Source organism: Noviherbaspirillum pedocola, from assembly GCF_016632335.1.
Classification (GTDB): Bacteria; Pseudomonadota; Gammaproteobacteria; order Burkholderiales; family Burkholderiaceae_D; genus Noviherbaspirillum_A; species Noviherbaspirillum_A pedocola.
Genome location: NZ_JAEPBG010000015.1, coordinates 95,435 through 115,092 on the forward strand (window position 1 = coordinate 95,435; position 19,658 = coordinate 115,092).

General features: G+C 59.7%; 21 protein-coding genes. 5 read left to right on the forward strand and 16 right to left on the reverse strand.

Annotated elements, in window-relative coordinates; genetic code table 11:
- Positions 1–133: 133 nt before the first annotated feature.
- A complete protein-coding gene (locus JJB74_RS25070) occupies positions 134–1,357 on the forward strand; it encodes an ISL3 family transposase (protein WP_200596604.1) in 1,224 nt (407 codons plus the stop codon).
- Positions 1,358–1,434: 77 nt separating this feature from the next.
- Here JJB74_RS25070 and pepA read toward each other — a convergent pair whose 3' ends face one another.
- The 4 genes from pepA to JJB74_RS25090 form a co-directional block, all read right to left on the reverse strand.
- A complete protein-coding gene (gene pepA, locus JJB74_RS25075; RefSeq protein ID WP_200596607.1) occupies positions 1,435–2,268 on the reverse strand; it encodes a flocculation-associated PEP-CTERM protein PepA in 834 nt (277 codons plus the stop codon).
- A gap of 366 nt (positions 2,269–2,634) precedes the next feature.
- Positions 2,635–3,471, reverse strand: a complete 837-nt coding sequence (locus tag JJB74_RS25080) for a PRTRC system ThiF family protein (RefSeq protein WP_200596610.1) — start codon at positions 3,469–3,471, stop codon at positions 2,635–2,637.
- Positions 3,471–4,073 carry a PRTRC system protein A gene (locus JJB74_RS25085; RefSeq protein ID WP_200596612.1) on the reverse strand — a complete coding sequence of 201 codons (603 nt, stop codon included), beginning with the start codon at positions 4,071–4,073 and terminating at the stop codon, positions 3,471–3,473. The genes JJB74_RS25080 and JJB74_RS25085 overlap by 1 nt, the downstream gene beginning before the upstream one ends.
- A gap of 12 nt (positions 4,074–4,085) precedes the next feature.
- Positions 4,086–4,799, reverse strand: a complete 714-nt coding sequence (locus JJB74_RS25090; protein WP_200596615.1) for a PRTRC system protein B — start codon at positions 4,797–4,799, stop codon at positions 4,086–4,088.
- Between the two features lie 301 nt (positions 4,800–5,100).
- Here JJB74_RS25090 and JJB74_RS25095 point away from each other — a divergent pair, with 301 nt between their 5' ends.
- A complete protein-coding gene (locus JJB74_RS25095) occupies positions 5,101–5,661 on the forward strand; it encodes a PEP-CTERM sorting domain-containing protein (protein ID WP_200596618.1) in 561 nt (186 codons plus the stop codon).
- A gap of 254 nt (positions 5,662–5,915) precedes the next feature.
- On the opposite strand, the gene JJB74_RS25100 is transcribed toward JJB74_RS25095, so the two are convergent.
- The 4 genes from JJB74_RS25100 to JJB74_RS25115 form a co-directional block, all read right to left on the reverse strand.
- On the reverse strand, positions 5,916–7,025 hold the full coding sequence (locus JJB74_RS25100) for a PRTRC system protein F (protein WP_200596621.1): 1,110 nt from the start codon (positions 7,023–7,025) through the stop codon (positions 5,916–5,918).
- Between the two features lie 112 nt (positions 7,026–7,137).
- Positions 7,138–7,347 (reverse strand): PRTRC system protein C, encoded by a 210-nt coding sequence (locus tag JJB74_RS25105; RefSeq protein WP_200596623.1) that lies wholly within the window; start codon positions 7,345–7,347, stop codon positions 7,138–7,140.
- A gap of 14 nt (positions 7,348–7,361) precedes the next feature.
- On the reverse strand, positions 7,362–7,814 hold the full coding sequence (locus JJB74_RS25110) for a PRTRC system protein E (protein ID WP_200596626.1): 453 nt from the start codon (positions 7,812–7,814) through the stop codon (positions 7,362–7,364).
- An 86-nt stretch (positions 7,815–7,900) separates the two neighbouring features.
- Positions 7,901–9,721 (reverse strand): PRTRC system ParB family protein, encoded by a 1,821-nt coding sequence (locus tag JJB74_RS25115; protein WP_325170171.1) that lies wholly within the window; start codon positions 9,719–9,721, stop codon positions 7,901–7,903.
- 92 nt (positions 9,722–9,813) lie between these two features.
- Between JJB74_RS25115 and JJB74_RS25120 the strand changes: the two genes are divergently transcribed.
- A complete protein-coding gene (locus JJB74_RS25120) occupies positions 9,814–10,152 on the forward strand; it encodes a hypothetical protein (protein WP_200596629.1) in 339 nt (112 codons plus the stop codon).
- Between the two features lie 33 nt (positions 10,153–10,185).
- Here the strand turns inward: JJB74_RS25120 and JJB74_RS25125 are convergent, their stop codons facing one another.
- Together JJB74_RS25125 and JJB74_RS33995 are read right to left on the reverse strand one after the other, a co-directional pair.
- A complete protein-coding gene (locus JJB74_RS25125; RefSeq protein ID WP_200596632.1) occupies positions 10,186–10,947 on the reverse strand; it encodes a hypothetical protein in 762 nt (253 codons plus the stop codon).
- Positions 10,944–12,155 (reverse strand): J domain-containing protein, encoded by a 1,212-nt coding sequence (locus JJB74_RS33995; protein WP_325170172.1) that lies wholly within the window; start codon positions 12,153–12,155, stop codon positions 10,944–10,946. Before JJB74_RS33995 ends, JJB74_RS25125 begins: the two co-directional genes overlap by 4 nt.
- 249 nt (positions 12,156–12,404) lie before the next feature.
- On the opposite strand from JJB74_RS33995, the gene JJB74_RS25135 reads away from it, so the two are divergent.
- Entirely contained in the window at positions 12,405–13,910 is a 1,506-nt protein-coding gene (locus JJB74_RS25135; RefSeq protein WP_200596635.1) for a sensor domain-containing diguanylate cyclase, read from the forward strand.
- Positions 13,911–14,608: 698 nt separating this feature from the next.
- Complete coding sequence (gene imuA / locus JJB74_RS25140) at positions 14,609–15,355, forward strand: translesion DNA synthesis-associated protein ImuA (protein ID WP_200596638.1); 747 nt, start codon at positions 14,609–14,611, stop codon at positions 15,353–15,355.
- Positions 15,356–15,441: 86 nt separating this feature from the next.
- Here imuA and JJB74_RS25145 read toward each other — a convergent pair whose 3' ends face one another.
- The 6 genes from JJB74_RS25145 to JJB74_RS25170 form a co-directional block, all read right to left on the reverse strand.
- Positions 15,442–15,711: a hypothetical protein gene (locus JJB74_RS25145; RefSeq protein ID WP_200596640.1), complete on the reverse strand. Its 270-nt coding sequence runs from the start codon at positions 15,709–15,711 to the stop codon at positions 15,442–15,444.
- Positions 15,712–15,868: 157 nt separating this feature from the next.
- Positions 15,869–16,261, reverse strand: coding sequence for a hypothetical protein (locus JJB74_RS25150; protein ID WP_200596642.1), 393 nt, complete (start codon positions 16,259–16,261; stop codon positions 15,869–15,871).
- A gap of 162 nt (positions 16,262–16,423) precedes the next feature.
- Positions 16,424–17,251 (reverse strand): hypothetical protein, encoded by an 828-nt coding sequence (locus JJB74_RS25155; RefSeq protein WP_200596645.1) that lies wholly within the window; start codon positions 17,249–17,251, stop codon positions 16,424–16,426.
- Between the two features lie 176 nt (positions 17,252–17,427).
- Entirely contained in the window at positions 17,428–18,054 is a 627-nt protein-coding gene (locus tag JJB74_RS25160; RefSeq protein ID WP_200596648.1) for a hypothetical protein, read from the reverse strand.
- 97 nt (positions 18,055–18,151) lie between these two features.
- Positions 18,152–18,691 carry a hypothetical protein gene (locus JJB74_RS25165; RefSeq protein ID WP_200596649.1) on the reverse strand — a complete coding sequence of 180 codons (540 nt, stop codon included), beginning with the start codon at positions 18,689–18,691 and terminating at the stop codon, positions 18,152–18,154.
- Between the two features lie 199 nt (positions 18,692–18,890).
- A complete protein-coding gene (locus tag JJB74_RS25170; protein WP_200596652.1) occupies positions 18,891–19,469 on the reverse strand; it encodes a hypothetical protein in 579 nt (192 codons plus the stop codon).
- Positions 19,470–19,658: the final 189 nt, after the last annotated feature.

The window sequence follows — 19,658 nt, forward strand, 5'->3', positions numbered from 1 at the left end:
AAGCGGGCGTATTCGCCTTGCCCTATGAAAGTCCGGTCATGGCCGGACCCGGTCGGAAAGTGAATTCTGCCAAAGCCTCAATCCAGTCCACTGTTATTGTAATAACGCAATAATAATGGATGGAAGGTAGAAGTTGGCATTACGCGATATAACTGCGCAGCTTGGCTGCTGGGAAGGCTATCTCTTACGGGATAGTTGGGAGGAAACCCGCTCTGGACAGCGTTGGTGCGTCATGCGACTTGAGCCAAAGACTCGCTCACGTCGCTGTTGCAGTGGCTGTGGCCGGCGCGTCAATGCGGTTCATGACAAGACTGAACGGCGGGTGCGCGATCTGCCGGTGTTCGAAGTGCCTGTTGAACTGGTCGTCACCCGGCTCCGCATGGCTTGCGGGCATTGCGGACCACGGTTGGAGCGGCTGGACTGGCTCGCTCCCTATGCACGGGTAACAACGCGGCTGGCAGCGAGCGTCGCTCGGCTGTGCAAGGTCATGTCAGTACGCCATGTCGCCGAGTTCTATCGCCTGTCCTGGACGGCCGTGAAGCGCATCGACTTACGGACGCTGGAACGCGAACTCGGACCGGTCGATTTGAGCGGCGTAACAATCATCGCCATGGATGAGTTCGCTATCCAGAAAGGGCACCGCTATGCCACGGGCATTGTGGAACCGGCCAGCAAGCGGGTGCTATGGGTCGGGCGAGGCCGTTCGCGTGAGGAGATCCGCCCGTTCTTTGAGCTGCTTGGCGCGCAAGGCTGTGCTCAGCTGCGAGCTGCAGTCATGGACATGAACACTGCATACGATCTGGAAGTGCGTATGCATTGCCCACAGGCCGAGATCGTCTATGACCTATTCCACGTTGTCGCCAAATACGGTCGCGAGGTCATCGACCGCGTACGGGTGGACGAAGCGAATCGCCTACGTGGCGACCGCGCTGCTCGCAAGGTGGTGAAGTCGTCCCGCTGGCTGTTGCTACGCAATCGCGAGAACGTCATCCGAGAGAATGACCAGATCCGGCTCAATGAGCTGCTCGCGGCCAATCAGGCACTGATGACGGTCTACGTACTGAAAGACGACCTGAAAGCCTTATGGAACTACCGGCACAGAGGATATGCGATGCGCTTCTGGGAAGACTGGTACGAGCGCGCCATCAGCAGCGGGATCGGGCCTCTCTGTCAATTTGCGCGGCGGTTGAAGCCATACCTGGCCGGCATTCTGGCGCACACGCGTTGGCCGTTGGGCACAAATCTGGTGGAAGGGATCAACAATCGGATCAAAGTAATCAAGCGTATGGCCTACGGCTACCGTGATGACTATTACTTCTTCCTGAAAATCCGCGCAGCGTTCCCCGGAAATCGGTGATGAACCTAAAAAAAGCGCCCGGGGACTGTCTTCGCCGGGCGCCGTGTTACTGGCTCTCGAAAGAGCCGCGGGTGAACTTACGCTTGCTTCCTGCGGCGGGACAGGCCCAGACCCATCAGGCCCAGACCGACCAGGGCGACGCTGGCGGGTTCCGGCACGGCATTGCCGAAGGTGACGTCCATCGAACCATTGACGGTTTGCGTACCGGTCAGCGGGATGTTGTTGAACTGGCCGGACTGGAACGACACGTTGTAGAACGGGTTCGGCGAGGTGAAGTACTGGCTGCCTTGTGCGGTCAGCGCGAAGCTGGTCGAGGAGCCGAAGCTGCCGCAGTTGATGCCGTTGCTGCTGCCGCAGGTCGACAGCGTCGGGTCCAGGGTGCCCTGGCCAGATTTCGGCGTGCCGGTGGCGATCAGGTAATCGTCGCTGCTGCTGCCGGTGGTCCAGGCGGTCGAGCCGTTCGACGGCTGGCCAAAGGTCGTGTTCGTGTTCGGATCGATGTACACGGACAGCGCGCCACCCGGCGTGAAGTTGAAGACCGTCTTGCCATCGGCGCCAGTGTTGTAGGTGCCGCTGCCGGTGTACAGCGCGTACAGGCCATATTGCTGCGCGATCGTCGAGCCGCTCTGGCCCAGTTGGGTAGCGACCGGGCTGGTGCCGTTATTGGCCACGAACTGGCCGGCATTCCACAGCAGCGACACATTGAAGGAGTTGTTTGCGCCAAACGAGATGACTTCGGTGTAATTGCCGGTGACTTTATCGGCGGTGAAGGTATTCGCAGTGGCGCCGGCGACCGAGCCTTCGTTGACCGTGAAGTCAGGGAAGGTCTGCGCCATTGCGGCCGAGCTCGCCAGGGCCATTGCACCGGTTACCGCTGCTGCCAGTACGCTTTTCTGAATGAACTTTTTCATGCTACCTCCGGGGATATTTGGTTAGCTTTGCACGCACAGTCTGTAAGGGGTTTACCGCTCAATTTGCAGCCAATTACCGTTGAGTAATTGTTATGCCTAGCAATGCTTAATCAAGTTCTGTGCCACCCGGAAAAGTTTCATGAAATACAGTCCACTAGCCTGTTAGCAATATGCAAGAATATTAAATCTGTAAATTGCTCCGACACATGTTTTGCGCAAGCAATTTGCATTTCATCAAACTCGACAGTAATTTCTGGTTGCCGTCCGGCTTTGATAGGGCGAACACGAAAAAGAAAAACCCCGGTCGACGAATCGAACCGGGGCTGGGTAGGTTGGAGCTGCATGGCTGGCTGGAAGAGGCTGGTATCACGCCTCCGCCGGCTGGCCTTGCGGCTTCTTCTTGGCTCGGGGAGCCCTTTTCTTTGCGGCTGGTACCGCATAGCCGAATCGCTTCCACACGTCTTCGCTCACCTGCAGCGGGGAGGTCCTCCCCGACTTCAGGTTCACGAACACGCCGTGGTACGTGATTTGTCCATGCCGGAAAAGCTCGGTCAGGACGTTACAGGCAAACATCGCCACCAAAGTGTTGATGAACAGCGCCTGCTTTTCGAGGGCATCAGCCAACGAGCAGCTGGGCACATCGTCTTCAGCATCCAGCGACGGATCGATCAGCTCCGGATACAGGTCGGCCGCATGCGGCAGGCGCAGTTCCTTTCGCTGCTTGGCGCGTAGCGGGCAGACTTCGCCCAGTACCACCTGCCCGTCACCGAGCCGGTTGCCGCAATCGAGCCAGTACAGCACCCGGTTACGATCCGCCGCCTTCAGGATGGCCAGTCGGGCTTTGCGGTTGTCGACGCAGCCGATGATGATGTCGGCCCGGTCAAGGTCGCTACCAGCATCGATGCGCCGCACCCTGCTCGACCAGTTCAACTGAAAGCCGAGGTTCAGCCGGTTGACGATGGTGGAGGCTTTCGCCGCACCGATATCGACCGGATAGAACGACTGCCGTCCAACGTTCGCTGCGCTGACCACATCGTCATCCCAAAGGGTGACATGCAGACCGCCCGGATGACCGAGCGCCAGCAGCGCCAGATGCAGCCGTGCCAGGTTGTTCATCAACTGCGAGCCAGTGCCGCCGGCGCCGATGACGGCGACGCGGACCTGACGCCTGAGCAGGTCGGGATGGAACTGATGGCTAGCCATTATTTCCCCTCCCAGCGTTTGCCCATGTCGATGTACAGACCATTGGCGCACAGACGGAAGCGGCATTCGAGCTCGCCGTCGACCCGACCAAAGACGCCGGCGACCTTGAACTCGCCGCAGTCATCCCGGTTGTCCTCAGAAGAGAAGAACGCCGGGATGCGACCGTGCGAGTGCAAATCGACAACCAGGTGCTCGTTTTCCGCCAGCGCCGGCCGGACGAACTGCACCGAGGCATTGGACACCGACGTTGGCACCATCTTCACCAGCTTGCACTGGTTGGTGACGGCATTCCAGACGATCCACGCGGCGCATTCCAGCGGACACACTTCCTTCGCAAACGCGATGAAGTCTTCCACCAAATGCCCCGGCACTTTCTGCACCTGGACAACAGGCTCGATCGCGCCGTACGGCATGGCCACCTGCGACTGCTTGGCCAGCTTCCAGCGCAAATACAGCCATGCGCGGCGGGCTTCGAGCCAGAGGCCGTCGGCCGCTGCCAGAAAGCGATGGCCAGTGTGCGCCATCGGGACGAACGGTTCATGGCGAGGCACCATGACAGTCGGGGTAGCCGACTGGAGTGCTGCATCGATACGGTTAAGCATGATGGGATTTCCTTATTTGAGTTTCGTTAACAGGGATTTCACGGTGACGTTCATGCTCACCAGGACTTCATTAGGGAATGCAGAGAACTTCCCATCCAACACGTCGCGCCAGAACGCATAGCAACCGGTTTCCCAGAGGACCAGCTTGTTCTTTTCGTGGATGTTGGGATGGGTGAAGGCGGACTCGAAAAACGCATGAGTCCAGCGATCCGGGTTGTTCGCGTCTTCCCGTGTGGGTGTTTTCGTCGACCCGGTACAGATCAAGCCGCCGCTCCAGACGTTGAAGTACGGAGCAACGTGAAGCACCGTGTCGGCGGTTGGCCGCTTGTTTTCCGCGAGAGCAAAGACGTACCAGCTCCCGTCATTCACGGCGAACAGCAACGGCGGATGCGATACGACTGCGGCCCGTTTGCCGATCTCCTTCGAATGGAAGACGATGCGCCGCGACGCCGCTTCTTCCCACCACACCATGCAGCCATCGTTTTGCGCGATGACATTCGGGTGCAGCAGCTCGAGCGGTTTGCGCACGGCTTCCTTGACGCAGTCGAGCATATCCAGCAGCCCGGCCTTGGTTGCCGCCCGACCTTCGCCGATGACCGGACCGGCCTCGGTCTGGACAACGTTGTTGATGGTGACCAGATCGACGCTGCCGGAGCCCGAGCCATACATCAGGATCGCGTGCAGCAGCGAGTATGTCGGCGTGGTTTGATACAGATTGACATCCATGTGATGACCTTTCAGAGAAAAGCGTTGAAGAGAGTTCCGCGAAAGAGCGGATAGACCAGGTACAGGGGAAATGGGAAACGCCGGGCGATAAGAGGGAGCGCTAAGACAAGGCGGGCAAGCGCCATCCCTTCGCGATGGCAGCTTTAGCGGGATGACGGAAGAAAGTTCTCTGTCGGAAATATTTACACTGCCGCAACATGCATCGAAAAGAGTTTCTCCAAATCATTGATTTAAATAAATATTTACTTTCTGGCATGCTTTTCGCATAGGAAAGAGAAAGCAAATTACTTGGAGAGCTTCAATGAACGCATTCAAAAAACTGGTTTTCGCAGGTCTCGTGGCCGCCGTAGGCTTTTCCACTGGCGCGCATGCTTCGCTGATCGGTGACACCATCACCGCGACCGGTACTTCGCTGGACAAGGCGTCTGCGGTCATCAGCACCGGCAGCATCCCTGAGTTCACTGCTGTCAACGGGCTACTGAACTTCAATTTCGACTTGAGCACGCTGACCATCACCGCTCCGGGTGTGCCAAATTCCAACTACACCTTTGCCAATCTCGGCAAATACGTCTTCAGCGGTTTCGATGACGTGATCACTGGCTTGTCGCTCGGGTCGAATAGCCCGAAGTTCGAAGGCAGTGTCGTAGACAACTTCAGCTTCACCGCTCATAGCATCACCATTGACTTCTCCGCAGCCAAAGCGCAGAACAGTAATGCGTCCCTGGTACTCAACATCGCCACGGCTGGCGCACCGGCCCAAGGCAGCGACGTGCCTGAACCTGGTTCGGTTGCCATCATCGGTCTTGGCCTTCTCGGCTTGGCCGCATCGCGCCGCAAGTTCGCCAAGCGCGACGCCACCTGATCCACGCAGCCGCACCATCCAGCCCGCCATGCGCGGGCTTTTTTCTTGTCGCTATAATCCGCTCCGCGGCGCGTCAGCTACAGACGCTAGAACCGGATGTTCTCCCTGATATGTCCGTCCGAAAGTAGAGTTAGCGCCTACTGCTGCACCCTCATGTATCCAGCCCAACCAAAGAAAAAGCCCTCGGGTTGACCGAGGGCTTGGGGTGAAGTTGAAGGAAGGCTTGGCGAGCGTCGAGGGTACAGCGGCGCCAGCTAACCACCATGGCGAAAAGTGCCGTTACAGAGTTGATGCAGCAGCGTGTCGATGTGCCTGACAAGCCGGAAGCCGTTCAGGATTCCCTTCCACCATCTCCGGAAGCACTCGATATCGTCGTGGCCGACGAGCTCGAAATGCGAGGACTGCGTATAGGAATCGCTTGAAGCATTGGCCATGTAGAAGTAATCGTCGAGGATTCTTCCCATCGTGTCCTGCTCGTTAAACCGCACTACCGCCAGCGTGTACACCGGCTCCTGGTCACGGTAGGTGAACTCGCCCAGCTTATAGGCGCCTTCTTCCCACAGGTCGGCAATTGCCAGCGTCGATCGCAGGATCTCCTTGGCCCAATCGGGCGTCGAAGCCTGACCGATCATCCGTTTCAGTTGCGCCGGCGTGAGCTTCAGTTCCGGTGAACCGACCCATTGCGGCAGGCCTTCCAGCAGTTGCTTCTTCGTCGGCATTCCTTCGAACTCGGAATCGGCATCGGAGTCGGCATCGTCGTCACCTTCGCCCTCTTCCGTTTCCTCGTCTTCCCGCTCATCGAAGTGGTAGAGAAACGGCAGGTTTTCGAACACATGCTGGAACGTGAACAGGAGCATGCTTCCGTACCCGGCCCACTGCAGCACGGCGTACACCGTTTCACCCAGCCCCGGACGCATTGCTTCCAGCGCCAGGATGCGCTCGCCGATATAAGCCGTTGGGATCGCGCCGACATCCACCGTGAAGTGGAAGCGGCCCGCCGCGGGCTTGTCTCCGCACTCTTCGCTTAGCTCAGAGTACTCATCGATCTCGCCATCGTTGATGTCCACCGACAGCTCGATCATGCTGAGCTTGCCGAGAACTTCCTCGATGCCGCGGCCGATTGCCTTCTTGATGACGCCCTCGATGGTTTCCTCCGGCTGGAGGTCACTGTCGTGGATGACACCGATGGCGTTGAGCTGCCGGGCCAACTGAACGATCGAAGGATGCGTCGCCTGCGTGAAGAACTGCGGTACCGTTGGCGCGAGCCGTGGCAGGTTCAGAAGAAAGGGGGCAGGAACTGCGGTTGTGGCTGCAATGCCGGACCCTTGTTGGGGGACATAACTGCTTTCGTAGCCTTTGAACATAACGACATTTCCTTGTGATCAAAAGAAAAAAGGGGAGCAGCACGGCCCCCCTTCGCGTTGTTTGCGTCGTCGATCTTCTGACGAACCCAATCATCGATGAGAGCCATACTGCTTAGCCCTTTGCACCAGCTGTCTTGACGAACTTGTACACGAGCTTGTCGCCCTTGTTATCAGGTCCTTCGACGGTGGCATTGGTCAACTCGGGAAACGTGGCAGAGTAAATGTCACGCACTTCGTCGACGCTGAGGTTGTTTCCCGGGCACGGGAGTTCCGTTCCGTTGTAGGCAAATACGCGGGTCAGGGTTTGGACTTGGAGAGACATCGTGGTTTCCTCTGTTAAGCAAAAATGTTGATTGCGGATTGGCCAACATCGGCCGTTGCTGCGGGCGCTGCACCATCGCTGGTGGCAGTGCTCTGGGTGTCGTCCTGCCCGTCATCGTCGTCGCTGGTGGAAGCCGGCGCTGATGCGGTGCTGGTCTTCGCTCCCTTCTTGATGGCGCTGGCGGCCTTGGCTGCGGATTCCTTGCGGCCCGCTTCCAGGACTGCCGTGGTGGCTTCCACTTGTTCCACGACCGAAAGACGCTTGGTCGAGAACTGCGCGAGCGCCTCCACAAAACCCGCATCCAGCTCCTCGGCGGTGCCGGTGAGCTTCAGCGGCTGCGCCAGTGCCGCGCAGTCGCCTGCGGTGGGCTTGGGCATCACGACCACGGTCAGGTCGTTTCCCTGGCCGGTAATGCTCATGGTCAGGGACGGGCTTTGGGACAGCAGCTGCTTGAGTGCGACAAACATGGGATTTCCTTTGGATTGAATTGCGTTGCGCCCGGATGGGCATTGGAGAGAGGGGAAACGAGAACGGCGGCTGCCGTTCCCGGTTGTTACTTGGTGTATTGCATCGAGCGGGGAACGCGTCCCTTGTACTCGAAACCTTCCACCTTCAGCAGGGCTTTGATGATGTCGTCTTTCTTCTGGCCGAGCACCTTGGAGAAGTTCTTTCCAAGGACCGCCTTCAGGCCGATTTCTTCACACAGCACCTCGATTTCGCTCTTGGTGAGCAGGTCCAGAAACTCACTGTTCAACTGCCAGTGATTTTTCAGGTCCAGTTCCAGGAACTGCATGATTTCGACCAGGCGCCGCTCTTCGATGGCATCCATCGCCGAGGCAGCGATTCCCATCGTCATCATCTTGCGATACTCCTCCGAGAGCGTGCCCGCGGCATCGATCGCCTTGGTCAAACCCATGCACGAGAAGCTTTCTTTAGTGCCGCTCATCTTGCCGAGGGCTTCGGAGAGCTTGCCGCTGCTGACGTGCCGGAATTCACCGGTCGCCGCCATCGACAGCATCACCAGCAGGTTCTTCTCCGGGTTTTGCATCAGCTCCTTCTTGGTGAAGGTGCGCCATTGCTTGACCCGGTATTCCTTGACGCGATTCGAGTCCTGCACCGTGGTCGGCGCAGTCGTCGTCTTCGTCGTGGAAGCGGTCGTTGCTGCTGCGGTGGTCTTCGCCGTGCTGGCCGAGGACTGCGCTGCGGTTGCCGGTTGCTTCTCCGTTGCCGGAGCCGCCGCCTTTTCCGCTGCTTTTTCCGCCGCGATGCGCTTGGCGACCATCTTGCTGTTGCACGCCGTATCGAAGCACTGGTTCTTGTACATCTTCCCCATGGCATCCGGTATGGCGCTGACTGCGGCACCGTAGTTCTTGCAGGCGCGGCAGGCTTTCGCCTGTTCCTCACCCACACCGGTAGCGCCTTCAGCAACCAGCTTGATGATCGTGTACTGGTCGCCCGGTCGCACAATCCTGACTTCGGGGAATTCGTCGGCGAGCGACTCCTTCCTCTTGATCAGTTCCGCTTCGGTTTTCTCGGTATAACAAGCGCCGTTGGTGCAGGAGCCTGTACTGACCGCTTCGCCGAAGAGCGCTTGCTGGTTGTCGGAGTTGTGCTGGCAGCCAGCGCAGTCCGACTTGTCGAAGATCGCCGCTGCCATGCTCTTGGAGATGCTTTGCAGCTGCTGCTTGACCGCCGCGACCGTCAGGTTGTGCTCGAGGATGGCCGATAGCGCCTTGTCCTGCACCGCCTTTTCGGCTGCTGCGAGCAGCTCCGCATGACCGAGCTGGATCTTGCGCTCGTTCAGGGCGGTGCGAACCGCTTCCGAACAGTTGGTCAGCGCCAGCCGCTTGATCAGCGTGGCGCGGGACCAGCCCAGACGCTTGGCTGCCTCGTCGTGGTCACCGGCACAGCTTCCCAACACGCGGGCGGCTGCGACAGCTTCCTCGGTCGGCGACATCTGCGCACGCTGCACGTTTTCGATCAGGGCGACTTCGTCAGCCTCGGCGTCGGTCATATCCTTGACCAGTACCGGGATTTCGTAGTCGTCACCCTTGACCTTTTTTGCGGCGCGATAGCGGCGTTCGCCAGCCACCAGTTGGTACGCATCCCCGAAAGGACGAACCAAAATGGGCTGGATCACGCCTTGCGCTGCCACCGACGCTTCGAGTTCCGCCATTTCTGCCGGGTCGAAGTAGGTGCGCGGGTTACGGCCCATGGAAATCAGGCTGAGGGACACCAAAGAGGGATGAGTCATTTCAATTCTCCAATCAGTTAGTCGTTGAGTACCGGCGGATGCCGGATTACGCGTTGCTCTTGGGGATGCGAAACACGCGGTGATAACCGTGGAGAAAGGAACGGACGGAAGCGGGGACACAATGCGGGGGAAATGGCCGGCGATTTGCGCTATGGCAATCGAGCGCAGTCAAACGCATGTATATTTGCCAATGATTTTTTCAGAGGAACGTAATGGATGTATCAGATGAAAGCCCTGCGCCTGACCACTTCAATCCGGACAACCTGCTGGACTTCTTGATCAAGAGACTGGGATTGAAGAACGACGCCGCGCTGTCGCGTGCGCTGGAAGTCGCCCCGCCGGTCATCAGCAAGATTCGCCATCGCCGCATGCCGGTGGGCGCGTCGCTTCTGATCCGCATGCACGAAGTGTCTGACTTGCCGGTGGCCGAACTGCGCCGGCAATTGGGCGATCGCCGCAAGAAGTTCCGCATCAGCCCGCAGCAGGGCCTGCCGAAAGAGAAAGCGGATGAGACGCCGTCTGGTGGGTCTGAATCGAATGGTCAGGAGTAGCAGCGGCCGAATGCCACCCGCGTGTTTTCCCGGTTAACCGAGAAAGGGAAGCAGCCGGCGCGCGCCGGGAAGCTGCGCCTTCCTTTGCTCGAGCATCTTCACGCCGCCATACGCGAGCACGGCAATCGCTTGCAGGATGTCGCGCAGGTCGTCGTGACGCACCCCATTAAAATCCAGGCATGCGCCGCCCGTGCGCCGCGCAATCTCCTCGAACACGGTGCGGGCACGGTGATCGCCGCTGGAAGCGTCGTGAAACATGATCGCCTTCACGCCGCGCAGCCGTAGCGCGTCAGCCGCGGCGAATGCGGCGTCGGCATCCTCTTCGAAACAGTCGCCGATGTAGATCAGCACTTTCACGCCGGTTTGTGAGCGTACTTTTTCCATCAGCGGCACCAGCATTGTCGGCCCGGCCTGGCAGTGGACCGACGCCGCCTTGTCCCGGAACAGCGCGCTATCCGACGAAAACTCGGTGAACGTATGCACCCTTCCACCGCCGTGCACCGCCAGCGCCACATCCAGTTGACCAGGCAAGGCGGAGAATAGGCCATCGGTGACCTGACGGGCCGTATCCCATTCGGATTCGCGGCTGGCGGTGGCATCGAATGCGAAGACCAGCCGGGGGCGCTGCGATGGCGCAAGCGCGGCATGCAGCAGATCGCCTTTCGCCAGCCCTGATGCCAGGGGCTTTGCCGGCTTCGCCGCCCGGATGCGATCCAGTGCGGTTCCGTTCTTAGCGGGCCCGGACGGTTTGCCGATGCGCGCCGGCGGTTTCGGCGGTTCGTTGGATCGGCTCATGGTTCCCCTCTTTGCTGGCGGATGGTGCGATAGGCAGCGCTGGCCACACGGGCGAACCAGCCGCTGAAGTTGGCGACATCCGGATGGACCTTTTGCATGATTCGCCGGTAGGCCTTGGTGATCTCGTCCATTTGCGCATCCGGCGCCACGCCCAGCACCTCGTACGGGTCCGGCGTGACGGCTTCGCCCTGCTCGTCGCCGGCGGCGGAAGCGGCTGCCTGCTCCCGCCAGTCCGGCGCCATCACATCGAGATAGGCTTCCAGCAGATCGGCATCGACGTCCAGTTCACTTGTGCGCAGCGCGCCAAGCAGCGCGATCAGCTGGATGAGGCCGATGTCCGCCAGATCGGTGTCGGCGGCATGGCCAAGAAAGTCTTTCTTCAGCTTGCCGAAGAGTTGGTTGGCCGCATTAATCGTGATGGCGATGATTTTTCCCTCATCGCCCGCCCGGCTTGGCCTGCCGGTCTTGCGCCGGGATACCACGTCGGACACGCCCAGCCAGCCGCACGCGCGCTCCAGGATCTGGCGCTCGACTTCCTGCGAGACGCTGGAGAGCGGCCGCAACGCAGCAATCTGGCTGTCCTCGATCAGTGCGCCGTCAGCCGCCTGGAGGTGCTGCCATAGGGTGTGTGCCCGTTGCAGGTCATCGGTCCACTCCTGCGCGGCGATGCGGGAAATCCAGAGGTATGCCGCATCGAGGCTGCCTTCCATGCCGATGGCCAGTTTGAAGGCGACTTCACCAAGCGTCACCGTGGTTGTCTTCTGCACGAGGATAAAGTCATCGCGCTCTTCCAGAAAACTCCCACCCGCTGCCAACGCCAGCTTGAACGGGTGGTCCGGAATGCGATCGCGCATCATGTCGTCCACTTCTTTCGGAGGCCGCGGCGGCTCGTTCGGATCGCGCCACAGGGTCCGTGGATCCCGCACTTCCCAGATCGCCGCGCCCGGCGCTCCCGCGGGAACCTGCGCTTGCACGCGTCCCGGCAGGGCCTTTTTCGGCCGCACGCTTCGCACCATCATGTCGAGGATGCTCGGCCCGACAACGAGCGGTTTGCCATCCACGCGCAGAGGGAGTCCAGCAATCTCTTTGCCGGTATAGGGCGAGGTCAGCGGCGTATCGGTTTTCCAGAGCAAATCGTGGCGAAGAAACTTCACCTGAACCCGCTTGTCGTTGCGGCGCACATCGGCGTACCGGGCATGCAGCGCCATCGATTCCCTCTTTTTCTGATCGGTTCTGCTATCTCGACTCAGCGTAAAGGGGCTTTGCAGGCAAAAAAGGCATGCCTGCAAAAAGTTTGATTTTGCTCAGTTGCCTCCTGGAAGAAGTCATAATCGACTATGAGATTGCATTATGTTGTGCCTGCCCTAACCGCTCTTTTCAACATGCATGGTTCCCTGTCGCGCCTGCGCAAGCTGCTCCGGCGTACCCATCACCTCCGGCCCAGGACCGTCCGGGCGGTGGCTTTCGCCTTCGTTGCGCTGGTAATCCTCTCTTTCGTCGGCGCCGAAGGCTGGAGCGTCTGGCAGGCGCGTCAAGATTGCCTGGACAGCGCCCGCGTGACCACGATAAACATGACGCGCGCCTTGACCCAGCACGCCAACGACACCATTCAGGCCGCCGATATCGCCCTGGTGGGCGTGGTTGAAGCGTTGGAAAACGACGGCATGGATGAAGCTGCCAAGCCGAACATCAAAACGCTGCTGCAGCGCACAGTCGTCAGGTTCCCGGCTTTAAATACCGTGTCGATCTATGACAGCCAAGGTCGAGGCCTGGCGACATCCCGTACGGTCATCACTGGCAAATTCGCGATACCCCGCCGGGAGTATTTTCGCTACCACGCCAGCCACGGGGACGCGACCGCCCACGTCAGCGAGCCGGTGCGCAGCGTGACCTCCGGGCAGTGGGTCTTGCCGGTGTCGCGCCGCATCAACCATCCTGACGGCTCCTTCGCCGGCGTAGCCGTGGCCACCATCGAAATCGACTATTTCGCGCAGTATCAGAACACGTTCGACATTGGCTCGAACGGCGCCATTCTCCTGATGATGGATAACGGCACGGTCATCGTGCGTCGTCCCTACGACCCGGCGCTCATCGGAGCCGACCTCAGCAAGGGTCGGCTTTACCGCGCTTACCTTAGAACGGGCGAGCAGGGAAGCACGGTGCTGACCGCGGTGCTGGATGGGAAGGAGCGGCTATACAACTACCAGCGGCTAGCGGACTATCCCGTCATCGTTTCCAGCGCCCTGGCTGTCGACGATGTGCTGGCGCACTGGCGCGAAGACAAGCAACGCACCACGGCCATCGAAGCAGTCGTGCTGGCGGTGCTGTGCGTGGTGGGCTATCGGCTCATCCGGCTCATCGATGAACGTGAACGGGCGCAGGAGGAGCTGCGACAGGCCAAGGCCGCACTTGAGGTAACGAACAAAACGCTGGAGCGCCTCTCTCTGCAAGACGCCCTGACCGGCTTGGGCAACCGGCGCCTGTTCGACACCGCGCTGGCCGAAGAATTTGCGCGGGCGGTGCGCGGCGGTACGTCGCTGGCGCTGCTGCTGATCGACGTCGACTGCTTCAAGCGCTACAACGACGAGTACGGCCATCCGGCCGGCGATGCCTGTCTGCGCCAGATCGGCGACGCATTGCTGCGCACCGGGAGCCGGCCAGGCGATGTGGCGGTGCGTTATGGCGGAGAAGAACTCGCCGTGTTGCTTCCCGATACGGATGAAGCCGGCGCGATCGCGATGGGCGAACGGTTCCGAATCGCCATCCATGCTTTGGAGATGCTGCATGTGGGCAGTCCGATCGGGATGGTGACGGTGAGCGTCGGTGCCGCAGCTTGCGGTCCCGGTCTCGATTCTTCCTCCGCGCAATCGTTGGTCGATGCGGCCGATACGGCGCTCTACACCGCCAAGGAGGGCGGGCGCAACCAGGTGCGTGCTGCTGCCCCGCGCATCACAAATTGCTGAAGCTGAGACAGGACCCATAAGGCCCTCGACCAACATATCTCATAATCGTTTATGAATTATGTTGAAGGGAGTGAAAGGCTTCCTTACGCGGGTAAGCGGGGCTGCCCGCACAAACTCACGGGTGGCTGAATTCACATCACGTTCCCGCAAAATTCTTGCGCATTCGCGCGCTGCCTGTGGATAACCCTACAAAGCGCCAGTAAAATAGATTCCGTTGCCTGCAATCAAGCGCAGAGCAGCGCGTCGTCGAAAGGCGAAAGGGGTGTCGGTAAAAAGAGAAACGGCACCCGGGACCTGGACAGTTCGGGTGCCGCTTTTTGCCGAAATCTTCACCCCGGAAAGGAGGGGTGAGCGATGACGGTAAAGATCAAGCTTGGTCGCTTCAGTTGTCACATCAGCATCGACAAGGCAGTCATCTTGGCTGTGCTGACATTCTGGTGTTGACGTTCCAAAGCCCTGTGAGCTGTGGCGGCTCGCGGGGCTTTTTTTGGAATGAGCCACTACCTAACAGAAAGTTTATAGAGAACTCGCGCTCACCTCAAGATTTTTCAAAATTTTGAACGCTTCGGTCATTCCCCAAGCACTCGTCCCGAATGGGGAGCGGGCGCGGTGGCCGACGCTTTACACCGGCTTGCCTTGCCTCTATGCTGTATGCATATACAGTTAAGATGCTGCATGTCATCGCGGCAGGCTCTGTCATGGCTTTACCGAACAAAAAAATAACATCCATCGTCGATGCGCTGGATCAGCATATGGCGCAAGCGGTATGGCAAGCCAACCAGTTGGGCCATGCGCCAAGCCGCACGCTCAGCACGGGTTTCGCTGCGCTGGATGCGGAGCTGCCCGATGGCGGCTGGCCGCACTCGACATTGACCGAGCTGCTGCTCCAGAAACATGGCATTGGCGAGATGCGATTGTTGCGCCCCGCCCTTGCGGCGCTGGCCAAAACCCGGCGCGTGGCGCTGCTGGCGCCGCCTTTCACGCCGCACATCGCAACCTGGAGCGGATGGGACATCGATGCCGAGCAGCTGTTGCTTCTGAACGCGACCCGGACCTCGGACGCGCTATGGGCGGCGGAACAGGTGCTTCACAATGGCAGCTGCGGCGCGGCGATCCTGTGGCAGAAAGACGTCAAGCCCGAGGCGCTACGCCGCCTGCAACTCGCAGCGCAGGCATCGGACACCGTGTTCTGGCTGGTGCGCCCCGCCACCGCGCAACAGAATCCGTCCCCCTCCCCTTTACGCCTCCTGCTGCAAGCAGCTCCCGCGGGCGTGGAAGTGCAAGTCGTGAAGCGGCGCGGCCCGCTGCATGAAGGCACGGTGTTCGTCCAGCTGCTGGAAGGCGAGATCGGCGACCTCGATCCGAGGCGCGCGGCCGCTCACACGTCAGGCGAGCCTGCCAGCGCTGAGCGACCGCCGCATCGACCGGCGCTGCGCGCCGTCTGAGCCGCTGCAGCTCACTGCTCCTCAAAAATTTCAGAAAAAAAAGGCCCTCATCTCTACCGAAAGAGAATGAGGGCCTGTGCACGTTGCTACTTGCAAAGCTTCACCAGCTGCTCGTGCAATTTCATGACGGACCAGCGAAACGAGCCGGGATCGTGCATATCGATGTTCTGGCGCTGCAATGGGTTGGCCAGCAATGCCTCCTGTGCATCGGCGCACATCACCGTTTCCTCGGCTGGCCGGGGATCATTCAGCCAGGCGCGATGCTTGGCATCCGCCTCCCATGCGATGCCGAGTGCAAGCGGGACCGCCGCCAGCATCGCGACGGAGAACAGCGCGGTATTTCGTGAAATTTTCATGTTGGGGCTCCTGTGGTAATGGATGGGTCGAATTTGCGTGACCCTCCGAGATGCGCCACATGAAAAGACAACGCTACGCTTGCCGCCGGCGGCATGAAAAAGCCCGGCACTCCTGGATGAGGAGTTGCCGGGCTGTGGTTGGTTGATAGGCTGCGCGTCAGAACAGGGACGCTTGCCTTGGATGCGGATCGTCCGCGCTGGAGGCCTGGGGAGGCGTTGGTTGCTCCGGAGAGTCGGGCGTGGCAGCTTCGTTATCTGCGATATCAGGGAACGCCTGAGCATCGGTCGGTGCGGCACCAGTGTCGGCCTTCTCAGTCGTATCAGCGATGACATCGTCATACGCCGCTTCGGGTGAAGCCACCTGAACCGCAGGGGTCATTTCGACCGGCGCCGTGAGACCGTTGGAAAACAGCGCCCACAGCAGCGGAAACACCACGAAGGTACAGGGCACGAAAACGACAACGGCCCATACCTCCTGGTGGTGCTGGTAGAGCGACCATGCGCCGTAGTACACCGCTGCAAAAAGCGTTAAGAGGACAAGTTTCATCATGGATTCCATTCAGGGGCATAGAGATGCCTAAGGGTTTACGGCCCGAAACGGGTTGACTTGATGCTCTTGGAATGCGGCACACGGAAACAGAAGCAGTTTAGGCTTTGGCATAAGAAAGAGCCCCTTGTTCTCTTCCGAGAGACAAGGGGCGGGAACGACAAGTTAGACGACGGCAGCGGAGACCTCGGACTGCGTTTCGACTGCGTTGGCCAGCGCCACATTGACCGCTGCAGCGACCTCATCCGCGAGCGCGGCGATGGTGTCCGCATAGAAGAACGAGGCCGACTGCGCCAGCAAGCTTTTCTGCATGCCGGCGAACGGCCTGCCCTGCTCGACCCAGACGATCGCGCGGTGCCGGTCCTCGCCGAAGACTTCAGCCTTTCCCGGGCGTTGCAAAGTGCGACGCTGCCAGAAATACCGGATCTCGACTGAGAACTGGTGCTCATCCTGCGCGTTTGCCGGCACCAGCCCGATGAAGAGCGAAGCACCGGACAAGGAGGAGCGAAGCGGATCGTTCATGTTCCACCGTAGCGGCTGGCCGATGCGAAGCCAGGCATGGCCGGACGGTATCGCAATGCGCTGACGAAGGCAGTCATCCATCGCGAAGAAGGACTTCTCGATGTAGGCATTGAACTGCTCGTGCGAGAGCGGGATCTCCTTCGGATCGGCAGTCTTGCTGCTGCCGTTGGCCACGACGCCGGGAAAGCGCGCGGCGATCTGCGGATACTCGGCCAGCACTTCCGGCGTCGGCATTGCCGCCTCCATCCAGTCGGGTGCGTCCGGCGAGTTGGCATACAGCGCATTATTCACCTCGCGCTGATGCACCTGCGCTAGCGCCTCTTCCTGGCTTCCATCCCCATAGCCGAGACTCGCGCCATTGAGGAAGATTTCCCAATGGCGTCCATGCTGGAACAACCGGGTGATCTGCACTTCCCCGGCAAACTCGATGAACGACATGTGCTGCGCGGGCTTTGCTATGACATTACTCATGATGATGACTCCTTGGTGAAGCGCTTCCCTGAACGGTTAGTGCACTTGCGGTTTGAAATAAATGGCCTGATACCGGCCGTTGGCAACAGTCAGAGATGCATCACAAGAAAGAGGAAGCACGTTCGTGCGGCAAAAAAATGCCCCCGAAAGCGTGTTCGGGGGCATGGTTTGCGGGTTCAGCATGGAAGGTCCGAGCGGATTTCCAGTTCCGACGGCATTGCACCGAGCGAATAATTCCCGGTGTCGCCAATCCAGCGGATACCGATCGGTCGCTGAGGATGATCCGAGATGTTATCGACCCACGCGATGCCGCTGCGGAAGGAACTGGCGAGATAGAAGCGGCACCAGCTTCCGACCTTGATCGGCGCACCGGTGCGATCGGCAAGATGCTGCTCTCCCGCGCTAGATGGTTGAAGCGCCAGCAGGGCCAGGCGCGCGCCGCGTTCGATGACGTTATGGATTTTCGCCTTGGCGTGATGCGCTATCCGTTCGACATTCACCGAACCGCACCAGGTGAACTGCTCGCCGATGTCGACCGCATCGAACGTCTTGAATCGAACGCATCCTGCCGCTTCCACACGAACGCCAAACGCCGTGATCCGGCCAAACGAGCCAAGCCCTTCCCTTACCATGTCAGCGACCGCGGCCGTATCCTCAGTGTCGGTTTTGAGGATGACGGTAGCGGGCAGGTCTTGCCCACCGACTTCATGGTCATCGTTATGATCGCGTACTGCGACAACTACAGCTGCAACTGCCATATCAATCTCCTTACGGGTTATCTGTGATAGGAGGAAATGGCTCACATGGAAATGGAGTCGCTTCTTGTTGCGCCGGCATCCAAAGAAAAACCCGGCTCTCACAAGAGAAGCCGGGCCGGTGATTGATGATGAATGCGAAAGGCTATTTGCCTTCGTTAGTTGCGGCGTCAGACGAATCGGGGAACACCACCTGATCCCAAGTCCAGCCGCCGCCGATCTGGTAGACCACAACGGGCTGGCCGTCGCAGACAATCGTTTGCGGGTGATGCTCCTCCGGCTCCTCGCCTTCGAACTGCACGACGAATACGCCGGTGGCTTCGTTGAACGTGATACCGGGGATTGCTTCCGCGACTTTCAGCGCCGTGTCCTTGTCGAACAACGGCATGCCCCAGCCGTTCCACCGCGATCCATCGCTGTAGCAGGAAAAGACCTGACCATCATCGAGAAAGTCCGCCGTCACCGTGCCACGACGCATCACAGGTGGCGGTGCAACCTCGAACTGCGCTGCGAACTCCTCGGCCGACAGCATGCCGCTGAAGCCACCGCCTTGCGGCCAGATGTTGATGCGGCCATCCGCTTCGGTCCGCGCCTCGTAGAGCCCGCCATGCTGCTTGTGCTGATAGTACGTGCGCGCCAGCGTATCCTGCTGTGCTTCCTGGCTCTTGTTTCCTTGTTCGTCCATGTGTTCCTCTCCACGTGGTGATTGAAATTCCGCCTTCGCGGGTTTGCTGTGCCTATGGATATGGCCAACATCGATCACCAGGCATATGCAGCGGCCGCATGGCAAGGGATAAGAATCCTCCTTGGTGAGAATCTACGGGAACGCTTCACCAAAAAATAAACGCCCCGGCATCCTTGAGGATGCGCGGGGCAGGTTTGGGTTAGGCAAAGGTGCTCGCGGATATCGGCATACGGCGGGTGCCGAGCTGCACGAGCTCGTTGAGGATGTCGTCGTGGTCCACCCCACTTCTTCGCGAGGTTTCGAACGAAGCCCTAACGGCATCGTAGAAGCACATGGCCGAATACCTGTCGGTGGGGACCGCTTCCCCGCCGAGTTCTTCGACCGGCTCTCGTTGCGAGGTATGGGTACGCTGCGCCTCCTCGTTTTCCCATTGCCGGCGTTCCGCAACAGTAAGCGGCCCGCTGAGCGCTGCATTCACGACCGTCCGGAATTCGGCGAGCTGTTGCTCGTCGTCGACCGGGATCTGTCCGTGCACCGATGCCGACACGTTGAAGCGCAGGCTGTACTGGTAGTACGGCGCCGGTACCCGCTGCTTGTCGACGTAGATCATCGGTCGCTGCAGGTAGTCGTCAGCGGAATCGAAATACCGGCGCACCGGCCATCCGCGTCCACCGCGTAGCGACTCTCGGCGCGGGTCCAGCGCCAGCACCTGCATCAATGCACAAGCACTTCTCCACTCCACATCCTTGCTGCTGACTTCCTGGGGCCAAATCACCATCTTCTTTTCCTTCATGGGCAAGAGGCGCGACGTATCCCGAGCGGGAGTTCATCGAACCTGTTTGTTTGAAATAGCGGCATTGCCGCGTTCACATGCCCATGGAAATGCCAAACAGCGAAATGGAACCTGGTACAGGAGTCGGGTAAGCTACGGACCGCCTTGCGTGTGCGCAATCGCATTGCCAATTTC